This window comes from Pseudoalteromonas sp. McH1-7 (genome assembly GCF_013366255.1).
Classification (GTDB): Bacteria; Pseudomonadota; Gammaproteobacteria; order Enterobacterales; family Alteromonadaceae; genus Pseudoalteromonas; species Pseudoalteromonas peptidolytica.
In genome coordinates, this window is the sequence record NZ_JABWPQ010000032.1 from 1 (window position 1) to 18,269 (window position 18,269).

At 43.0% G+C, this 18,269-nt stretch carries 12 protein-coding genes; 7 read left to right on the forward strand and 5 right to left on the reverse strand.

Annotation, left to right across the window (positions count from 1 at the left end; translation table 11 throughout):
- Nucleotides 1-161: 161 nt before the first annotated feature.
- Entirely contained in the window at nt 162-1,670 is a 1,509-nt protein-coding gene (gene gppA / locus HUZ36_RS19030; RefSeq protein ID WP_147391396.1) for a guanosine-5'-triphosphate,3'-diphosphate diphosphatase, read from the reverse strand.
- 52 nt (nt 1,671-1,722) lie between these two features.
- A complete protein-coding gene (gene rhlB / locus HUZ36_RS19035) occupies nt 1,723-3,000 on the reverse strand; it encodes an ATP-dependent RNA helicase RhlB (protein ID WP_176033708.1) in 1,278 nt (425 codons plus the stop codon).
- Between the two features lie 91 nt (nt 3,001-3,091).
- Between rhlB and trxA the strand changes: the two genes are divergently transcribed.
- From trxA to HUZ36_RS19050, 3 genes are all read left to right on the forward strand, one after another.
- Nucleotides 3,092-3,418 (forward strand): thioredoxin TrxA, encoded by a 327-nt coding sequence (trxA, locus tag HUZ36_RS19040; RefSeq protein ID WP_125253634.1) that lies wholly within the window; start codon nt 3,092-3,094, stop codon nt 3,416-3,418.
- Between the two features lie 205 nt (nt 3,419-3,623).
- Entirely contained in the window at nt 3,624-4,883 is a 1,260-nt protein-coding gene (rho, locus tag HUZ36_RS19045; RefSeq protein ID WP_010604247.1) for a transcription termination factor Rho, read from the forward strand.
- A 243-nt stretch (nt 4,884-5,126) separates the two neighbouring features.
- Nucleotides 5,127-6,389: a methyl-accepting chemotaxis protein gene (locus HUZ36_RS19050; RefSeq protein ID WP_128731211.1), complete on the forward strand. Its 1,263-nt coding sequence runs from the start codon at nt 5,127-5,129 to the stop codon at nt 6,387-6,389.
- Here HUZ36_RS19050 and HUZ36_RS19055 read toward each other — a convergent pair.
- Nucleotides 6,386-9,223 (reverse strand): response regulator, encoded by a 2,838-nt coding sequence (locus HUZ36_RS19055; RefSeq protein ID WP_176033709.1) that lies wholly within the window; start codon nt 9,221-9,223, stop codon nt 6,386-6,388. The genes HUZ36_RS19050 and HUZ36_RS19055 overlap by 4 nt on opposite strands.
- A gap of 71 nt (nt 9,224-9,294) precedes the next feature.
- Here HUZ36_RS19055 and HUZ36_RS19060 point away from each other — a divergent pair, with 71 nt between their 5' ends.
- A complete protein-coding gene (locus HUZ36_RS19060) occupies nt 9,295-9,879 on the forward strand; it encodes a DNA-J related domain-containing protein (protein WP_176033710.1) in 585 nt (194 codons plus the stop codon).
- On the opposite strand, the gene dbpA is transcribed toward HUZ36_RS19060, so the two are convergent.
- Entirely contained in the window at nt 9,868-11,250 is a 1,383-nt protein-coding gene (gene dbpA / locus HUZ36_RS19065) for an ATP-dependent RNA helicase DbpA (RefSeq protein ID WP_176033711.1), read from the reverse strand. The genes HUZ36_RS19060 and dbpA overlap by 12 nt on opposite strands.
- 163 nt (nt 11,251-11,413) lie before the next feature.
- Here dbpA and HUZ36_RS19070 point away from each other — a divergent pair, with 163 nt between their 5' ends.
- Together HUZ36_RS19070 and HUZ36_RS19075 are read left to right on the forward strand one after the other, a co-directional pair.
- Entirely contained in the window at nt 11,414-12,805 is a 1,392-nt protein-coding gene (locus HUZ36_RS19070) for a M20/M25/M40 family metallo-hydrolase (protein ID WP_176033712.1), read from the forward strand.
- Between the two features lie 91 nt (nt 12,806-12,896).
- Nucleotides 12,897-13,682 carry a tetratricopeptide repeat protein gene (locus HUZ36_RS19075; protein ID WP_176033713.1) on the forward strand — a complete coding sequence of 262 codons (786 nt, stop codon included), beginning with the start codon at nt 12,897-12,899 and terminating at the stop codon, nt 13,680-13,682.
- Here HUZ36_RS19075 and HUZ36_RS19080 read toward each other — a convergent pair.
- Entirely contained in the window at nt 13,679-16,291 is a 2,613-nt protein-coding gene (locus HUZ36_RS19080; RefSeq protein WP_176033743.1) for a sensor domain-containing protein, read from the reverse strand. The two genes, HUZ36_RS19075 and HUZ36_RS19080, sit on opposite strands and share 4 nt — an antisense overlap.
- 456 nt (nt 16,292-16,747) lie before the next feature.
- Between HUZ36_RS19080 and ubiD the strand changes: the two genes are divergently transcribed.
- Nucleotides 16,748-18,220, forward strand: a complete 1,473-nt coding sequence (gene ubiD / locus HUZ36_RS19085) for a 4-hydroxy-3-polyprenylbenzoate decarboxylase (protein ID WP_125253627.1) — start codon at nt 16,748-16,750, stop codon at nt 18,218-18,220.
- Nucleotides 18,221-18,269: the final 49 nt, after the last annotated feature.

Genomic DNA, 18,269 nt, shown 5'->3' on the forward strand with positions numbered 1-18,269 from the left:
GTTGCTTTTCAGCGCCGCTCCCCGTGTCGGTGGATGCGCATTATAGGGAGATCCGATTTAAGTGCAACCCTTTTTTTGAAGAAAATTGCAAAAAATACGTTGTTCGCACAAAAATCACTCTATCACTGTTGTTTTTGTATGTTTCACATACAAAAAGAGCGCTAAACGCGCTCTATTTTTAATTCCCAGCCAAATTGGGATAGGTAAGCTGCTTCTTGGACAAGCTCTGCTAGCATCAAGGGGTGAAGGGATAACCATGGATCAGGCATTTGCATAACCAAAGACTTTTTCTCTTTACTACTGGCTTGCACTGTCACCTTGGGTAGCACATCATCTTTTCTGCGCATAGAGAGTAGAACCCCCAAGCGCACTATGACACATAGCAGCTTAGTATACTCAAGATGACAACTTAGCTGCTCAAAATCTTTAGCAACCAGATCGGCTCTATGATTTTTGACTATAGCCACAATAATATCCTTTTGCGCTTTACTGTATCCAGGCATTGAGGTATTGGCCAAAATATAACCGCTATGTCTATGATACTGTTTATAGTCAATCAACAAGCCTATTTCGTGAAGGAATGCGATAGCCTTTGCTAAATGAAGGCAAGCTTGCTCATCGAGCTTCCAGCTCGACGATACTTGAGCAATGATCTCAGATACCACTTCGTAAACGCGCTGCGCCTGCTCGGTGTCAACATGATAACGTTGAGTAAAACCATCTAATGTACGTTGGCAGATATCAACAGCCTGAAAGTCAGGGATCATACTATAAAGCACTCCTTCACGAAGCGCCCCACCGGCAAGGCCCATTGATTGAATATCCAATGATTTGAATAGTGCAATCAAAATTGCCAGGCCCGAGACAAAGACCAAGCGACGCTCTTCGATTAACCCTGGCAAGCTAAGCGCCGCAACGGTTTTACATGTAATCGCTTTGAGCTTTACTTCTTCAAGTTTACTGAGAGTCAACTGTTCATTTTCGCCCATAGCAGCGAAAATCTCTTGGATCGCTTGAACAGTACCAGAGGCGCCGATAGCCAGCTCCCAACCTAGTTGCTTATACTCTGCTTGAATTGGTTGTATTACCTGCTTTGCAGCTCGCTCTGCTGCATCAAAGTTTTCTATACTTAATAAGCCGTCACTGAAGTATCTATCAAGGTATGTCACACACCCCATATTCAAGCTTTTATAAAGTAAAGCATTGAAGCCTTTGCCAATGACAACTTCAGTGCTCGCACCACCGATATCAATCACCAACTGCTTCCCTTGGCATGCTGAAGTGTGAGCTACACCTTTATAAATAGTTTTAGCTTCTGCTTCACCGCTTATCACATTTACCTGATGGTTAAGGATCTGCTGTGCTTTTTCGATAAAAACATTAGCGTTAACAGCTAAACGCAGCGTCGCTGTCGCGACAATACTCACATTTTTTGTTGGGATGTCCTGTAAACGCTCTGCAAATAGGGCTAGACATTCCCACCCTCTTTGCATTGCTTCCAACGATAATTCATTTTGGTCATTCAGCCCTGATGCCAGCCGTACTTTCCTTTTCACACGACCGATCGTATGGATACCGCCCGCCATATGCTTTGCTATCAACATATGAAAGCTGTTAGAGCCTAAGTCTATTACAGCGTAAATATCTTCCTTCGAAGCAGTCTTTGCCACTTTTAAAACCTCAATAAATCGCTTTAAGCGCTTACTACTTTACCGTCCAAGTTTACTTGGCTTGTGGCTTTCTATAGCCACCATTTCGGCGACCACCACGTTGTTTATTACCATTGTTGCCGTGCCCTGAGTGGCGGCGTTTATTTACTTGCGGAGCTCGTAAATCGCTCAATAGTGCTGTTTTGTCATAATGAGACACAGGAATTGCATGCTCTATGTATTCTTCTATCTCATGTAAGTTGTACGCATACTGCTCACAGGCGAAGCTGATAGCATGACCAGATGCACCTGCTCGACCCGTCCGACCGATACGGTGTACATAGTCTTCTCTATCATCTGGCAAGTCAAAATTGAAAACATGACTAACCTCTGGAATATGTAATCCACGAGCAGCAACATCCGTTGCAACTAAAAGATCAACATCACCACGTGTAAATTGCGCAAGGATTGACTGACGTTTCTTTTGATTTACATCACCGGTCAACAAGCCCACTCGATGACCATCTGCTTTTAGCCATTCATATACGTTTTCGCAGCTGTGTTTAGTATTAGCAAAAATAATCGCTTTCTCTGGCCACTCTTCCTCAATCAGCGTAAGTAGTAAAGGTATTTTGTCCTCAGTTGAAGGATGGAATAACTCTTCTTGAATACGTTTACCCGTTTTGACATCCGGTTCAATTTGTACATGGATGGGATTTGTCATGTGCTCGAATGCCAACTCTTGCACTCGATATGACAGGGTTGCTGAAAATAGTAGGTTTAATCGCTCTTCACGACCTGGCATGCGATTGAACAAATAACGAATGTCTTTAATAAAGCCCAAATCAAACATTCGGTCTGCTTCATCGAGCACAACCACTTCGATATCATTGAGGTTATAAGCACCTTGCTTATAAAAATCGATCAAACGCCCTGTTGTTCCAATTAATATATCCGCGCCTTTTTCCAATTGCCCCCGTTGTTTTTCATAATCTTCGCCACCATATACAAGGGCGAGTTTAAGATTACAACGTGGCGCAATGACTTGCGCGTCCTTGTGTATTTGAATAGCCAACTCTCGTGTTGGTGCCATAATAATTGCACGAGGTTGCGTTTTTTTATCCTTCTTGGTCTGCAATAAGCGATGACAGGTCGCGGTCAAAAACGCAAGGGTTTTGCCCGTACCAGTTTGTGCTTGGCCTGCTATATCGCGGCCTTCACAGATGTAAGGTATACACTTTGCTTGGATTGGCGTACAAAATTCGAAGCCATTTTCCTGCAAACCGGCGACCACTTCCGGTGCTAAAGCAAAGTCATTGAATTTTTTATTGGTCAAATGTGTCTTAGTCATAGCAATAAAGCATAACGTTTAAACTTGCAATAAGAAACAAGAGTGTTTAAATACGCATTAAATATTTCGCCTAATTCTAACGGAGAGCGTAATGAGCGACAAAATTATCCAACTAACTGATGACAGCTTTGAGGCTGACGTAATCAAATCTGATAAACCTGTACTGGTAGATTTCTGGGCTGAATGGTGTGGTCCTTGTAAGATGATTGCGCCTATCCTTGATGAAGTTGCAGAGTCACATGGCGACCGTGTAGCGATTGGTAAACTAAACATCGATCAAAACGGTACGACTCCACCTAAGTTTGGTATTCGTGGTATTCCAACGTTATTACTATTCAAAGATGGTGCGGTGGCTGCAACTAAAGTTGGTGCTCTATCTAAGACTCAACTTATTGAGTTCCTAGAAAACAACCTATAATTCAGGTTGTTAGACATTCTGCGGCGTAACTGCCGCAGTTGTCGGCCTGATCTGTATCATTTTAAATAGAATAAAATTTGTATAAACACTGGACGACCCGACGCCTAGCTGCTAACTTATAAAGCCACAAACCTTTAAGCTTTATCAAATCAACCTCTCTCGTAAAACTAACGAGAATGACAACTGTAATAAAGAACCCACCAATATGCATTTACGCGAATTAAAAGACAAGTCAATCAATGAACTTGTAAAACTTGCTGAGTCCATGGGACTTGAAAACGTAGCTCGTTTAAGAAAACAAGATATTATCTTTGCTATTTTGAAAGCGCACGCGAAAAGCGGCGAAAATATATACGGCGGCGGTGTTTTAGAAATTTTACAAGATGGCTTCGGCTTTTTACGTTCTTCAGAAGCATCTTACCTAGCTGGCCCTGATGATATTTATGTTTCTCCAAGCCAGATTAGACGTTTCAGCCTGCGTACCGGTGACACCATCAGTGGTTTAATCAGACCACCAAAAGATGGCGAAAGATATTTTGCATTATTGAAAGTTAATGAAGTTAACTTCGATAAGCCTGAAAACTCTCGTACTAAGATCCTGTTCGAAAACCTAACCCCTATCCATGCCAACGAGCGTATGGTGATGGAAAGAGGTAATGGTAGTACAGAAGACATTACCGCTCGAGTACTAGACCTTGCGTCTCCAATCGGTAAAGGCCAGCGCGCACTTATCGTTGCTCCACCGAAAGCGGGTAAGACAATGTTGCTACAAAACATTGCACAGTCAATCACATACAACAATCCTGATGCGACATTGATGGTACTGCTCATTGATGAGCGTCCAGAAGAAGTTACTGAGATGCAGCGTCTTGTTCAAGGTGAAGTTATTGCCTCTACCTTCGATGAGCCTGCTAACCGTCACGTTCAAGTAGCAGAAATGGTAATCGAAAAAGCAAAACGCTTAGTTGAACATAAGAAGGATGTCATCATTCTACTTGATTCAATTACACGTCTTGCCCGCGCGTACAACACTGTTATCCCTTCATCAGGTAAAGTATTAACTGGTGGTGTTGATGCCAATGCTCTACACAAACCTAAGCGTTTCTTTGGTGCTGCGCGTAATGTTGAGGAAGGCGGTAGCTTAACCATCATCGCAACAGCGCTTATCGATACCGGCTCTAAGATGGATGAAGTTATCTACGAAGAGTTTAAAGGTACAGGTAACATGGAACTACACTTAAACCGTAAGATTGCGGAAAAGCGCGTATTCCCAGCTATCGACTTCAACCGCTCTGGTACTCGTCGTGAAGAGTTGCTGACGAAAACTGATGAGCTTCAAAAAATGTGGATCTTGCGTAAGATTGTGCATGAAATGAGCGAGATCGATGCCATGGAATTCCTTATTGATAAACTTTCCATGAGCAAAACAAACGATGAGTTTTTTGACTCAATGCGTCGTAAGTAAGTAGACTCGTAGTCTTGTTTTTGAAAAGCCAGCTTATGCTGGCTTTTTACGTTTCTGGTTCGCCAACTTCCTGTTTTTGTTCTATACCTACCACATGCTATAAAAATTTATCGGCGTGACTATACCAATTTGACTTAATACTTGCTCAATTTGAAGGAGTAAATCTGACGCTAACAGCGTTAAAAATTTCTCATTTAGAACAAACCACTTAATTAAGCAAATTGGTATTATCTAGGGACAAACATGAAGCTTGGTCGTACTATTGCAGCTATAACAGCGTTTAATCTCGTTTCTGTCAGCCTGGCAATGACACTGCTCACCTCTACAATCATGCAAATTATGGTGATATTTTCTGCGCTGCTGTGCAGTGCTTTTGTCCAGCTTCAGTTACTCAAAAACATTGCCTCGGCTGAGCAGCATATGGATCACCTTGTCAGCAATTTCATGCATGACAACTGCGTTGACTTAACTTATCGATTTGATGAAAAAAGCCAAAAAACGCCCAAGTCCTGCTTGTTAATGAATGACTGCTTTGCTGTAATTGAGCACATTATCAGTGAGGTTTACGCATCTTCAGCTCGACTGCACCCGATGGCAGATAGTTTACGAGACACGTATGCGTCGATGACACAAAAAGCCACCTTACAGCATACGCACGGTGAATATTTAGCCACTTCGATTCAGTCCATGCTGGAGATATCGGCACGTTTAGATACCAGTTTAGAGCAAATTTATACGTCTGTTGAAAATGCCACTATAGCGGTGAAGAAAACCCGAGTAGATACAGACAAAAGCCAAGATAGCTTGCTTATCCTCGCTGAAAATATAAAAAAAACCAGTGAACAAATTGAGATCCTCAAAACTGATAGTAATGAAATAAGCTCTGTTCTTGAAGTCATAAATGGTATTGCTGAGCAGACAAACCTGCTAGCCCTAAACGCTGCAATAGAGGCTGCTCGGGCAGGCGAGCTTGGCCGAGGCTTTGCCGTAGTAGCTGATGAAGTTAGAAATCTTGCAGCAAGAACCAGCCACTCTACAAGGGAGGTTAGCCAAGTTATTAGTAAAATCCAATCCGGGACAGATTCTGTCTATGCTTTAATGCAGGCCGCACTCAAAGAGACAGACAACACCGTCAAGCTCAGCGAAGCTTCGACAAAAGAGGTGGATGAAATCGAAAATGCGATGTTGTTTATCAATGAGATGTCTCACGATATTCATCAGCAAGTAGGTGAACAAAAACAAGCATCAGATGCCGCACAAGAAAGTATAGAGTCCGTTGTGTTACTCAACTCAGATGCACTATCCAGCACAAAGATACAAGCAGTTTCTAATCAAGATCTTATTGCTCTGTCACAAAGCATCCATGAAAAGTTGTCAATTTTTAAAATCTCTGACTTTACCCCCGAGCTTGACCTAAGAAAAGATACCTCTCGACTCACCACAGTTGGCGACAAGCATAACAAGGATACACCAGAAGATGACTCTGGCGACATTGAGTTATTTTAAGACGCTAACGATTCTTGAGACTTGAGCTGATCACACAGCGCCAAGAATAGGGATTGATACTGTGATTCACTTTGGTGCTTAAGTGCCTTTTCAAACTCAATTGCAATGCTTGCCAATTCTGGGAATTCGAACATAGAAGCGGCTCCCGCTAACTTATGGCAACTCGCTTGCAGCGCAACAAAGTCTTTATTTTGCCAAGCATCAATCAATAAATACCGCTCTTGTTCAAAAGTACTGGCAAAGCTATCGCGCAGATCGGTGAGATCAATATTAATCGATTGCTGTGTACTGCTCGCATGATCGCTACTTAGATGAATATTAAGTATGCTTAATAGCTCGTTTTTATTAATTGGTTTGCCAATATGGCCGTTAAAGCCCGAATCAATATATGACTTTACTTCCTCTGTGAGCACATTTGCCGTTAGCGCATAAATGGGCCCTGAGTATCCCGCTGAACGAATAATATTTAACGCTTCCACCCCATCCATCCTCGGCATCTGAATATCCATTAGCACAAGATCTGGAAAGTCGCTTAAGCACTGCTCAACCGCCCTCGCGCCATTTTCTGCTACCGTCACCGTAGCACCTGTACGCTCAATCATACGTGAAAATAACTGTCGATTTTCTGCATGATCTTCAACTACCAACACGTTCCCTGACAGTAGAGGTTGTGCCTGTTGTGGCTGCTGAATATCAGTGACTGTCGAGTTAAGATAAACAGTACAGGGGACAAAGAATGAGAAGGTACTGCCAAGCTCTAGTGCACTTTGCACTGTGATTTCACCATTCATCATGTTGGCCAGCTGGCTAGATAAACTCAATCCGAGGCCAGAACCACCAAAACGTCTAGTTATACTATTGTCTGCTTGCTGAAAGCTCTCAAAAATTCGCGCTATTTGCTGCTCACTCATGCCTATCCCAGTATCTACAACCTTAAACTGCAATCCATGCGGCACTTCCGAAACGCTAAACTCTATGCGACCTTGCTCTGTAAATTTCAGTGCATTGCTCAACAGATTTATTAATATCTGTTTTACTCGAATATAATCCAGCCTGACATAAGCCTTACTTCTCACTTGATCGCAGACAATAAACTCCAGTTGCTTACTGTGGATGTTCTGTTGAAACATATCACATAAATCAGCCACTAAGCTTGAGACTGAAAATTCAGTCGCCTCAAGCGCCAACCGTTCAGCCTCGATACGGCTTAGATCTAAAATATCATTGACTAAATCTCTTAAGTGGAGGCCTTGATTGTAGATAGTTTGCACGGATGCTTGCACCTGAGTACCGAGATCCTGCTCTGCAAGTAAGTCTTCAGCGTGACCCAGCACTGTAGTCAGTGGCGTTCTAATCTCATGACTCATATTAGCTAAAAACTGGCTTTTAACTTGGTTCGCAGCTCTAAGCTCATCTGCCTTTTGTTGCAGCTCTGACGTCCTAAGCGCCACTTTTTGACTGAGTTCCAACTTTGCTTTTTGTTCTACTTTACGACGATATAGTGCAAAAGCAGTGAGCAGAGTAAGTACAGCAATAATACCACCGAGTAATAGCAACTGACTGCGCTGCTCTTCTTTAAGTCGTTGTAGCCTTTGCTCTTGTTTTAGCACTTCGACTTCACGACTCAGTTCACTGGCTTCATATTTAGCCCGATAGTCATTTAAGCGTTTGAGCACATCTTCATTCATCAAACGCTTTTGTGCTTCTATATTTTGCGAGTCATAGTTTCTTGCCTTATCGATATTACCTCTAGCAGCTTCAATTAACGCGAGTAGTCGCAATGCTGTGCGTTCTTTTTCTTGTTCATGCATGGTTCGACTTGCTATCAAACTCTGCTCGGCATTCGTGAAAGCATCTTCCAACTTACCTTGAGCAAACAATATCTTCGCCAATACAAACTGTGCTTCCATTAGGTTTGCTGGATTTTTTGCTTTTTCCGCATAATAAAGCGCAAAATTGGCGTTCTTTTCACCCTCTTCCAGCTGCCCTAGTGAATAACTTAGCAATGCAAGATTGACATACTCATAGGATAAATGTCTGACATCATTCTTGGCCTCATAGTAATCAATCGCTGCTAGATAGGAGGCTTGAGCCATTTCAGGCCGCTTAGTTTCGGTATACAACACGCCCAAATCAGCATGAGCCAATGCTGCACCATATTCATCGTTTAATTGGTTAAAGGCTTGAAGTGCTGTAAGTAGCATGCTTTCAGCTTTTTCATAAGCAGCTTGGCGAATATAGACACCTGATATATTTAGCAAAATATCAGCATGATCTTGTGCACTTCCAAATTCTTGATACAGCTCATCCGCTTTCAAATAGTGCTGCAATGCCAAGTCTAGTGAAAAGTTTTTGAAATAAGCTAAGCCAAGGTTACTGTGTAAGTTAGCAGTTTCTATTGGCATATCTCTTTGCTCTGCTAATGCCAAAGCACGAGTATAAAAATCAATAGCTTGTTGGTAATGGCCGAGGTAAAAATTACTGATACCTTGTAGCTTAACCGCTTTGAAGTGATTGTCACTCAGTACTTTTGTTCTAGTAGCAAGTTCCAATTGAGATAAGTAATTTAGAGCGTCTTTAAATTGATTGCTATCATAAGCAGCTTTACTTAAGCTTAAAAGTACGTCTATTTTGGCCGCACCATTTAAAGTCGGCTCACGAAGCAACTCCATACCTAATATTTGCATGTGTTGCCAATCTGCACTGCGCTTCATTTCAATAATTCGCTCAGATAGGCTGGCATTATTTAAAGTTGCTTGTGCATTGAATGTAGCGGAGAAACAAACGAAATAGGCGATCGCAGACCAAGACGTAATCTGCCCCAATAAATTCATTGCTGCTCTCCATTGCTTATCATTTACTCTGCGTGGTAGTGTGAAGATACACCAAGACTCATGAGGCGACAATGTTCAATCCGCTTACAGATGTTATTTTTAGACTAATTTGTCAAAAGAGGTCTTGGAAAGTCCATACCATTGCAGCAGAACTGTTATCACAACAGGTACTTCCTCGCTTGGATAAAGATGATAGTAAAGACTTGTTTAAACGAAACTTCCTAATTATGAATGCACTGTATCAATTGCAGCAAGAGCTTATTAAGGACGGCCAGTACTTGCATATTGAAGCGCTGAATATTCACCTCTCACCACTTTGCGATAGCCATCAACTCGCACAACATGACCCTCTCAGGAGCTACTATTTAGATTGGCAGCACTATGAAACAAGCAGTGAAGAGGTGAGTCAACTCCTAGATAGCTTCTGGCGCAAATTTGCATCTACAAATGCTGGGCAGCCATACGCAGTCTCTAGTCATGAACTGGCAGGCATCATCATCAAGTGGCAATTACCAAAAGATTATGACCGTAAACAACTAAGTAGAACATGGAGAAAGTTAGCATTTGCTCACCACCCAGATAAGTCAGGTGATGAGGAAACGTTTAAATGCTTAATGAATGAATACGAAATACTTAAGCACGCCCTAAGCACGTAGTGCCTTATAACGCTTATTCTTGATCTTACTGTTATTAAGCTTGCGCAGTGCAGGCTTTGCAGCTTCACGTTTTACCGCGACAAATGCCTGAACGTCATATATATTAATTTTACCTATTTGCTTAAAGCTTATGCCGTCTTCACCAGTTAAACAACCAACAATATCTGCTTTTCTCAGTTTCTGCTGCTTGCCCCCCTCAATCATTAAGGTAACCATATTAGATTTATAAGCTGATTTTTCTAACAGTGAATGACTCGGTAAAGTGCCATGCTTTAGTGCCTGACCATAGAGCTCAATAAGCTGATCCACTTTAAACGTCTCTTTTTCACCATACAGTGACAGTGCGACGCCTTTATGCTCTCCTCGACCTGTGCGCCCCACTCGGTGCACATGTGTTTGAGGTTCTAGTGCCAAATGATAATTAATGACCAGTTCAACTTCATCTACATCTAGCCCTCTGGCTGCTACATCCGTTGCCACCAGTATATTGGCACTTTTATTTGCAAAGGTAAGCAAAGACCACTCTCGTTCTCCTTGGTCTAAGTCTCCATGTAATTCAACACATGCGAGCCCGGTCTGACGCAGTTCTTCAAATAATCGCTTAGTCTCAGCTTTAGTATTACAAAACACAATACAGCTCTGAGGTTGGTGCTGCATCAATAAAACTCTCAGGGCGTTAAAGCGCATTTTATTATTATCTAATCGATAGAAGGTTTGCTTAATACTGTGATGCACCTGTTCTTCTTGTGCTTCAACCAGCTCCGGCGAGCGCATATATTGCGTCGCCAACTTCATGATTTTATCTGGATAAGTTGCACTAAACATCAGAGTTTGTCGCATTTGCGGCAGGTACATTGCTATGCTTTCTAACGTTTCAGTAAAGCCCATATCCAGCATTTGGTCAGCTTCATCAAACACTAGGGTCTGCACTTCTGTCAGTATGAGTGAGCCGTTCAGTACATGCTCTTCCACTCGACCAGGCGTACCAACGATAATATGAGCACCATGCTGCAGTGACCTCATTTGTGGTTCAATAGACACCCCACCACATAGCGTTTGTACTTTCACGTTACCGATCATTGCTGCCACACTTTTAATCTCTTGTGCTACCTGATCGGCCAGCTCTCTGGTTGGGCACAGAACGAGTGCTTGCACATCACTGGTCTGTAGCTGTAGCTTATTTAATATAGCTAATGCAAAAACCAACGTTTTACCTGAACCCGTCTTCCCTTTAACAACCAAGTCTTGCCCTTCAAGCACCGGCTGTAAGCTAGCAGATTGCACGGCCGTTGGTATGACATAGTTAAGATCGATAAGGCGTTTTGCTAAGGCTGGGTTTAAAGGAAGTTGAGAAAAAGAGGTTATCGACACTGTGCTTTCCTATTCGCTATCTTAATCTAGCATTTTATACCAATTACATAGATTCTCTAATCGCTTATTGCCATTGCTGCCAATTTCATCACCGTAATAATCGGATTTATACGCCAATATATGCTTTAATTCTTGCGCACATTTCATTTTATCAAGGATCATCATGAAGTTTAGATCACTACTGGTAGCTGTCTTGACGATGAGCTTAAGCTCGGCACTTCAAGCCCAAGAGTTCAGCGAACAGCAACTGGCGCAGGTTAAGCAAGTTAGAGAAGCGGCAAGTCAAAGCAATCTGAGCTGGCAACTGTTAACGTCGCTGACTACGGAAGTTGGACCAAGATTACCAGGTACTGAAAACGATAAAAAAGCAGTTGCCTGGGCAAAGAAACATTTGGAGCAACTAGGCTTTGACAAGGTTTGGGTCGAAGAAGCCACTTTCCCAGAGTGGCGTCGCTACCATGAGTCAGCAAAAATTCTTCTACCAAGTGAGCAACCACTACACCTTACAGCACTGGGAAATAGCATTAGCACGCCAACTGAGGGGTTAAGCGCTGAGGTGGTACTGTTTGAAACATTAGATGAACTCATTGCAGCACCCGCTGGCAGCCTAAATGGGAAAATAGCCTTCATTAACTACCGTATGAACCGCGATATAGATGGCAACGGTTACGGCCCTGCTGTCAGAGCCCGTAATAGTGGTGCTGTTGAAGCTGCAAAAAAAGGTGCCATTGCGTATATGATGCGTTCCGTAAGTACTAGCCACCATCGCTTTGCTCACACCGGAGGTAGCCACTATAAGACTGGGGTAACCAAGATCCCTGCAACGGCTGTTGCCAATCCAGATGCAGATCAATTAGCACGACTTATTAATGCCGGTCACGACGTGAAGGTATCACTGAATATTCAAACTGAAGATCTGGGACAAGGTACTAGTTACAACGTCATTGGTGAGTTTACCGGGACTGAATTTCCTGCACAATATGTGCTGATCGGTGGTCACTTGGATTCTTGGGATTTGGGCACTGGCGCTTTGGATGATGGTGCAGGTGTTGCGCTTACCATGGCTGCTGCCAAGCATATTGCCGATGTTAAGCGTCCAAAACGTAGTATTCGTGTCGTGTTATTTGCCGCTGAAGAGCTAGGCCTTTGGGGTGCAAAAGCATACTTTAAAAAACATAAAGCAGACCTAGATAACATTGTTGCAGCAGCTGAGTCCGACTTTGGGGCGGATGTGGTGTATGCGTTTGAGTCCAATGTGAATGCAGCGTCATTACCAGTGGTACGAGAAATCGCAGCGCAGCTAGCACCTTTAGGTGTGAAATACATAGGTAAAAATAGCGCACATGGTGGGCCTGATCTTATCCCGCTAAAAAATAGCACCTCGGCGCCTATTTTTGCACTGCATCAAGATGGCACAGATTATTTTGATTACCATCATACCGCAGACGACACACTTGATAAGGTCGATCCAGCCAAGTTGAAACAGAATACTGCGACTTACGCCGTTTTTGCTTTGATGGCGGCAGATGCCAAAACCAAGATGGCGGGGAAATAAATTTTTACACTTATAAGGGACAAGTAGGCTTGTTCCTTTCTCATCTATTGTCTATTTTAACAACACCTTTTGATGCAATTATAATTAGTATATGGAAATCAAAAACTTATTATTTTCGGTTTATGACACACTCTTCGACTTTATCAGTCGCAATAAGCTGGTTGTCACCGTGTTTATCGCTTTAACTGTTTGCCTTTACTTTTACCACCGACAGCAACAGGAAATCTCTAGTTATCGTTCTTTATTAAACGCACCTGAGGTGGATGATATTATTATCTTTGATACTGCAAAACGGTCTAAGCACCTTTATGAACCAGCTTTCCAAGTGCTGCAAGTTACCGCATTATCCGATGACCATATAGAAGTAAAAGCAGGTGCATTTACCTACCGTACCATGCGCAATATTACCCGTGATATTCGTGTCAGTATGCTAATGACAGACCGCTACTTTAAACCACAAAAGCAGACTCTAGAAAAAAGTAAATTACTGGATTTACTAGATAATGAAACGATAATGTCAGTCTATCGCCCTGTTGGTATTCATGTTTTAGGCGGCGTAGTCAGGCCAAGATTTAAAAAGCCTAAACCGCTTTACCATGGGCCAAACATTTCGGCACAAAACCAAGATGCGATTCGAGCTTATCATCGAGAAGAATTTGAAGCCGCAAGACAGGGGTTTGCCGATACAGCTAAATCTGGCAATCCATGGGGACAATATAACTACGCAACTATGCTACGTGATGGTGAAGGAGGTGTTAAAGACATTCCAGCGGCAATCCATTGGTTACAGCTTTCCGCAAAGCAAGGAAATCACAAGGCCAAAGCTGCGTTAGATACGCTGTGTAAAACCCATCACTGCCAGACTACGAATAACTAGTTGTGGTTTTGCTTATGATAGGCAGTTGTCAGTATATTTTCTTCAAAGTCCGACTGGTTTAACGGCTTAGAGTGAAAATATCCTTGTGTCATATCACATAGCAACCCTTTTAAGAACATGCACTGAGCTGGAGTTTCGACCCCTTCAGCGATGACTTTCAGATTGAGTTTATGTGCCATCAAAATAATAGCACTAACTAACGCTTTGTCCTCTTCGTCTTCAGGCAGATCGCGGATAAAAGTTCTATCTATCTTCAACTTAGATAAGGGGAATCGCTTTAAATAGCTCAAAGAGGAGTACCCCGTTCCAAAGTCGTCAATGGCCAGCTCAACTCCCAACGCTCGCAGCGCCTTTAACTGTGCCAATATTTTATCTGAATTATCAACTAACACCGATTCGGTAATTTCTAATGTCAGATACTTTGCTTCCAGTTTTGTGTCTCTCAATACTTTTTTGACAAGCTCAACCATATCTTGACGTTTAAATTGAATGCTGGACACATTAACCGCAATAAAAAGAGGATTGCCATAATTGTCTTGCCATGCTTTAGCCTGTGAACAAGCATGATAAAGCACCCATTCACCGATGGGTAAAATAAGTCCTAATTCCTCGCATACCGGAATAAACTGCTCAGGAGAAACATGTCCTAATAATTCACTTTTCCACCTCAGTAATACCTCGCAGCCCACTACTTCTGCGCTGCCTAGTTGGGCGAAAATCGGTTGGTATACTAATGATAACTCTCTGTTTGACAGCGCTTTGTGTAAGGCGCTTTCCAGCACACTTCTTGCCTTTGCATGTTGGTGCATAGCCGAGGTATAAAATTGGAAGCAGTCACGACCATGATCTTTTGCTTTATACATCGCACTGTCGGCATTGCGCAATAGCACTTTACGATCAGCCCCGTCATCAGGGTACAAAGTGATCCCCATACTGCCGGACACATAGGCCTCATGTCCCTCCAAATGGAATGGGTTTGCCAATGCCCGCAATATTTTTGTCGCGATATGCTCCAAGTCACTAATTGAGCTGACATCTTGCAGTAGCAATGCAAACTCATCGCCACCGAGACGCGCTACCGTGTCAGAACTGCGGACGCACTCATGGATACGACTTGCTGCTTCTTTTAGCAATAAATCACCGATATGATGACCAAGGGTATCATTAACTGCTTTGAATCGATCGAGATCGATAAAGCAAATCGCAATCCGTTCGTCTAATTGCGCAGCGCGCTTTAGCGCTAGGTCAAACTTCACATGAAAATGATGACGATTGGCCAGCCCCGTCAAACTATCAAAGTTAGCCTGCTGCCACATTAGCTGCTCATTGCGCTTTCTAGACGTAATATCACTGAAAAGCGCAACATACATATCAATTTCTCGCGCTTCGTTAAATACAGAAGACACTTGTAGCCAACTTGGATAAATTTCGCCGTTTTTACGCTTGTTCCAAATTTCCCCTTCCCAATGACCTTTATGAATTAAGTCTTCATACAATCCGTTGAAAAATCTATCATCATGCCTGCCTGAATTTAATAATGCCGGTGTCTGGCCGATAACTTCGTCTACGCTGTAGCCGGTGATCTCAGTAAAGGCACGATTTACCATCTGAATATGATTGTGTTTGTCGGATACCAGCACACCTTCTGATGTTGTGGCAAATACTGTGCTGGCTAAGCGTTGCTCACGTTCATTCTCAAGCTCTAGGGTAATATCTTGTATAACGTAGATAAACCCGAGCCTAGCCTGATTTTCACTCACAACAGGTGCACACAATACCCTTACGTTTAAATAGTCAAAGCGCTCATCTAACTTACACTCTATCGTGCCTTCTTCTAATAGGCGCTCTGAATCCAGCACGTCAAATAAGGTATAGATAGATTGGGATTTTAAACTATCAAACTCTCCCAACTCTTTTAGTACCGCGCCATTCACGGCCTCTATGTGATGGGTTTCATCAGTAAAAACCAAGTAGGCGTTAATGCTATCGAAGATAGCACTAAGCTTTGCCCCTTGCGCTTGTGAGCGCTGATTAGAACGCTTAAGCCTCACCAATACTGCCATCAACACCGCCATAGAGAGGATCAAAACCGCAATTACGGCTGTTAGCAGCACCACTTGTACCATATTGGCTTGCTTGATCTTCTCCGTCTGCAACAGGACTTGTTGCTCAAGGTTAGCTTGATAGTGCCATAGGTCTTGTTGTAATTTGCGCTGCTCGCTCATGTCTTGAATGATTGACAGTAACTTGGGGTTGCCATTTAAGTCTTCAAAAGGTGTGGAATGCACGCTCACCGTTTTTATGCTGCCATCGGCGACTTGATGCTGAAAGATAAAGTAATTACGCCCCTCATTTAATGCGGCTTGACGCTCATTAGCAACTTGTTCGGCAGTAAATAAGTTGATGTCTTGAATAGCTTTACGCTCTAACGTTGCCTCACTATAACCATAAAACGCTGCTGCTGATTTATTGGCATCTACAATTTTACCTGTGGCAGGGTCAATGATTAGCATCACAGCACTATGGTTGGAAAAAGTATAATATGGCAGCTCAGTTGCACCTGCGCCCAAGCAAACAAGCGACAGCAGACATCCAAGCATTTTCGACAACAACTTCAAACTCTGACCCCTTAGGATATCGATTTATCTAACTGCAGCAGCTATAGAGCAAAGGGCATGTGAGCGACATCTTACACCAACTGCGCTTAAAATTCGCTCCATGTAAGGGAGTAAACCCAACGCAGACTGCGTTAACTTTGGCATTAAGTATCCTATACTTTGGATAAATGATGCTTTTTTAGCAGCCAGTTTTAGCGTATTCCTTATCCAAACCTCAGGCCATGTAGACTTTTGTTTTTTTCATGAAAAAAAACTCAACACACTCGTCTTTAGATAACAATTTATACACCTGACCAAACCAACTGACAAGACGGTGCATTCTGAAAATATGGTCTAATTCGCAATAATGTCAATTTGCTTGCTAAACCATTTACGCTTCCAACTCGTACAGCTAGGAAAAATATACTTAGTTGATATACTAAACCAAACTTAACTCATAGTGCGCCAATGAAATACCAAGACTTACGTGATTTTATAAAACAGCTTGAAAAGCAAGGGGAACTTGTTCGCGTCACCCAACCTATTTCTACTAAACTAGAAATGACTGAGATTGCCGACCGAACGCTTCGTGCCGGCGGCCCCGCCATTTTATTTGAAAACCCTATCGGCTTCGATATTCCCGTTTTAGCCAATCTTTTTGGTACCCCGAAACGTGTTGCTATGGGTATGGGGCAAAATGATGTCAACGAGCTAAGAGAGGTTGGCAAACTGCTCGCGTTTTTAAAAGAGCCTGAGCCACCCAAAGGGATTAAAGAAGCTCTGGGTCAAATACCGGTATTTAAACAAGTGTTAAATATGCCCGCCAAAGAGGTAAAAAAAGCCCCATGTCAGGAGGTTGTACTTAGTGGTGATGAAGTTGATTTAACCAAGCTACCTATCCAGCACTGTTGGCCCGGTGATGCTGCACCTTTGATTACTTGGGGCTTAACGGTTACCAGAGGCCCTTATAAAAAGCGCCAAAACTTAGGAATTTACCGTCAGCAACTACTCGGTAAAAATAAAATAATCATGCGCTGGCTCTCACATCGAGGTGGCGCACTAGACTTTCAAGAGTGGTGTAAAGAGCACCCGGGCGAACCATACCCGGTCTCAGTTGCACTGGGCGCCGATCCAGCAACTATTTTAGGCGCCGTTACGCCGGTGCCGGATACTCTGAGTGAATACGCATTCGCAGGGTTGCTGCGTGGTAGCAAAACTCAGGTCGTCAAATCTATCTCGAACGAACTTCAAGTTCCAGCAAGTGCCGAAATCGTCTTAGAAGGATATATTCAACCGGGCGAGCTCGCGCCAGAAGGTCCGTATGGCGACCACACCGGTTACTATAATGAAGTAGATGACTTCCCTGTGATGACGGTCACTCATATTACCCATCGTAAAGATCCAATTTACCACAGTACGTATACTGGCCGTCCACCTGATGAACCAGCGATTCTTGGTGTTGCCCTTAATGAGGTATTTGTTCCCATCCTACAAAAGCAGTTTCCAGAAATCGTCGATTTTTATCTTCCACCAGAAGGCTGCTCGTACCGTATGGCGGTCGTCACCATGAAAAAGCAGTATCCGGGGCATGCTAAACGCGTCATGATGGGAGTATGGTCTTTCCTACGTCAGTTTATGTACACCAAGTTTGTGATTGTTTGTGATGATGACGTCAATGCAAGAGATTGGAATGATGTGATCTGGGCTATTACCACCCGCATGGATCCTGCAAGAGACACCACCCTAGTTGAAAGCACACCTATTGACTACCTAGATTTTGCTTCGCCTGTGTCAGGACTTGGTTCCAAAATGGGCATGGATGCCACAAACAAGTGGCCAGGAGAAACTGACCGCGAGTGGGGGGAGCCTATTGTGATGGATCCTACGATAAAACAACGTGTTGATGAAATCTGGGACAGTCTCGGGATAGACATCAAATGACATATATCATCTAACATTGTTCACTTAGCTATGCTAGAGTGCACAGACT

Bases quoted from the DNA above. Each gene is read 5' to 3' on its own strand.
- HUZ36_RS19055 (WP_176033709.1), bottom strand. From the start codon at position 9,223: ATGAATTTATTGGGGCAGATTACGTCTTGGTCTGCGATCGCCTATTTC.
- HUZ36_RS19070 (WP_176033712.1), top strand. From the start codon at position 11,414: ATGAAGTTTAGATCACTACTGGTAGCTGTCTTGACGATGAGCTTAAGC.
- ubiD (WP_125253627.1), top strand. From the start codon at position 16,748: ATGAAATACCAAGACTTACGTGATTTTATAAAACAGCTTGAAAAGCAA.
- HUZ36_RS19075 (WP_176033713.1), top strand. From the start codon at position 12,897: ATGGAAATCAAAAACTTATTATTTTCGGTTTATGACACACTCTTCGAC.
- rho (WP_010604247.1), top strand. From the start codon at position 3,624: ATGCATTTACGCGAATTAAAAGACAAGTCAATCAATGAACTTGTAAAA.
- rhlB (WP_176033708.1), bottom strand. From the start codon at position 3,000: ATGACTAAGACACATTTGACCAATAAAAAATTCAATGACTTTGCTTTA.
- HUZ36_RS19050 (WP_128731211.1), top strand. From the start codon at position 5,127: ATGAAGCTTGGTCGTACTATTGCAGCTATAACAGCGTTTAATCTCGTT.
- HUZ36_RS19060 (WP_176033710.1), top strand. From the start codon at position 9,295: ATGTTCAATCCGCTTACAGATGTTATTTTTAGACTAATTTGTCAAAAG.
- trxA (WP_125253634.1), top strand. From the start codon at position 3,092: ATGAGCGACAAAATTATCCAACTAACTGATGACAGCTTTGAGGCTGAC.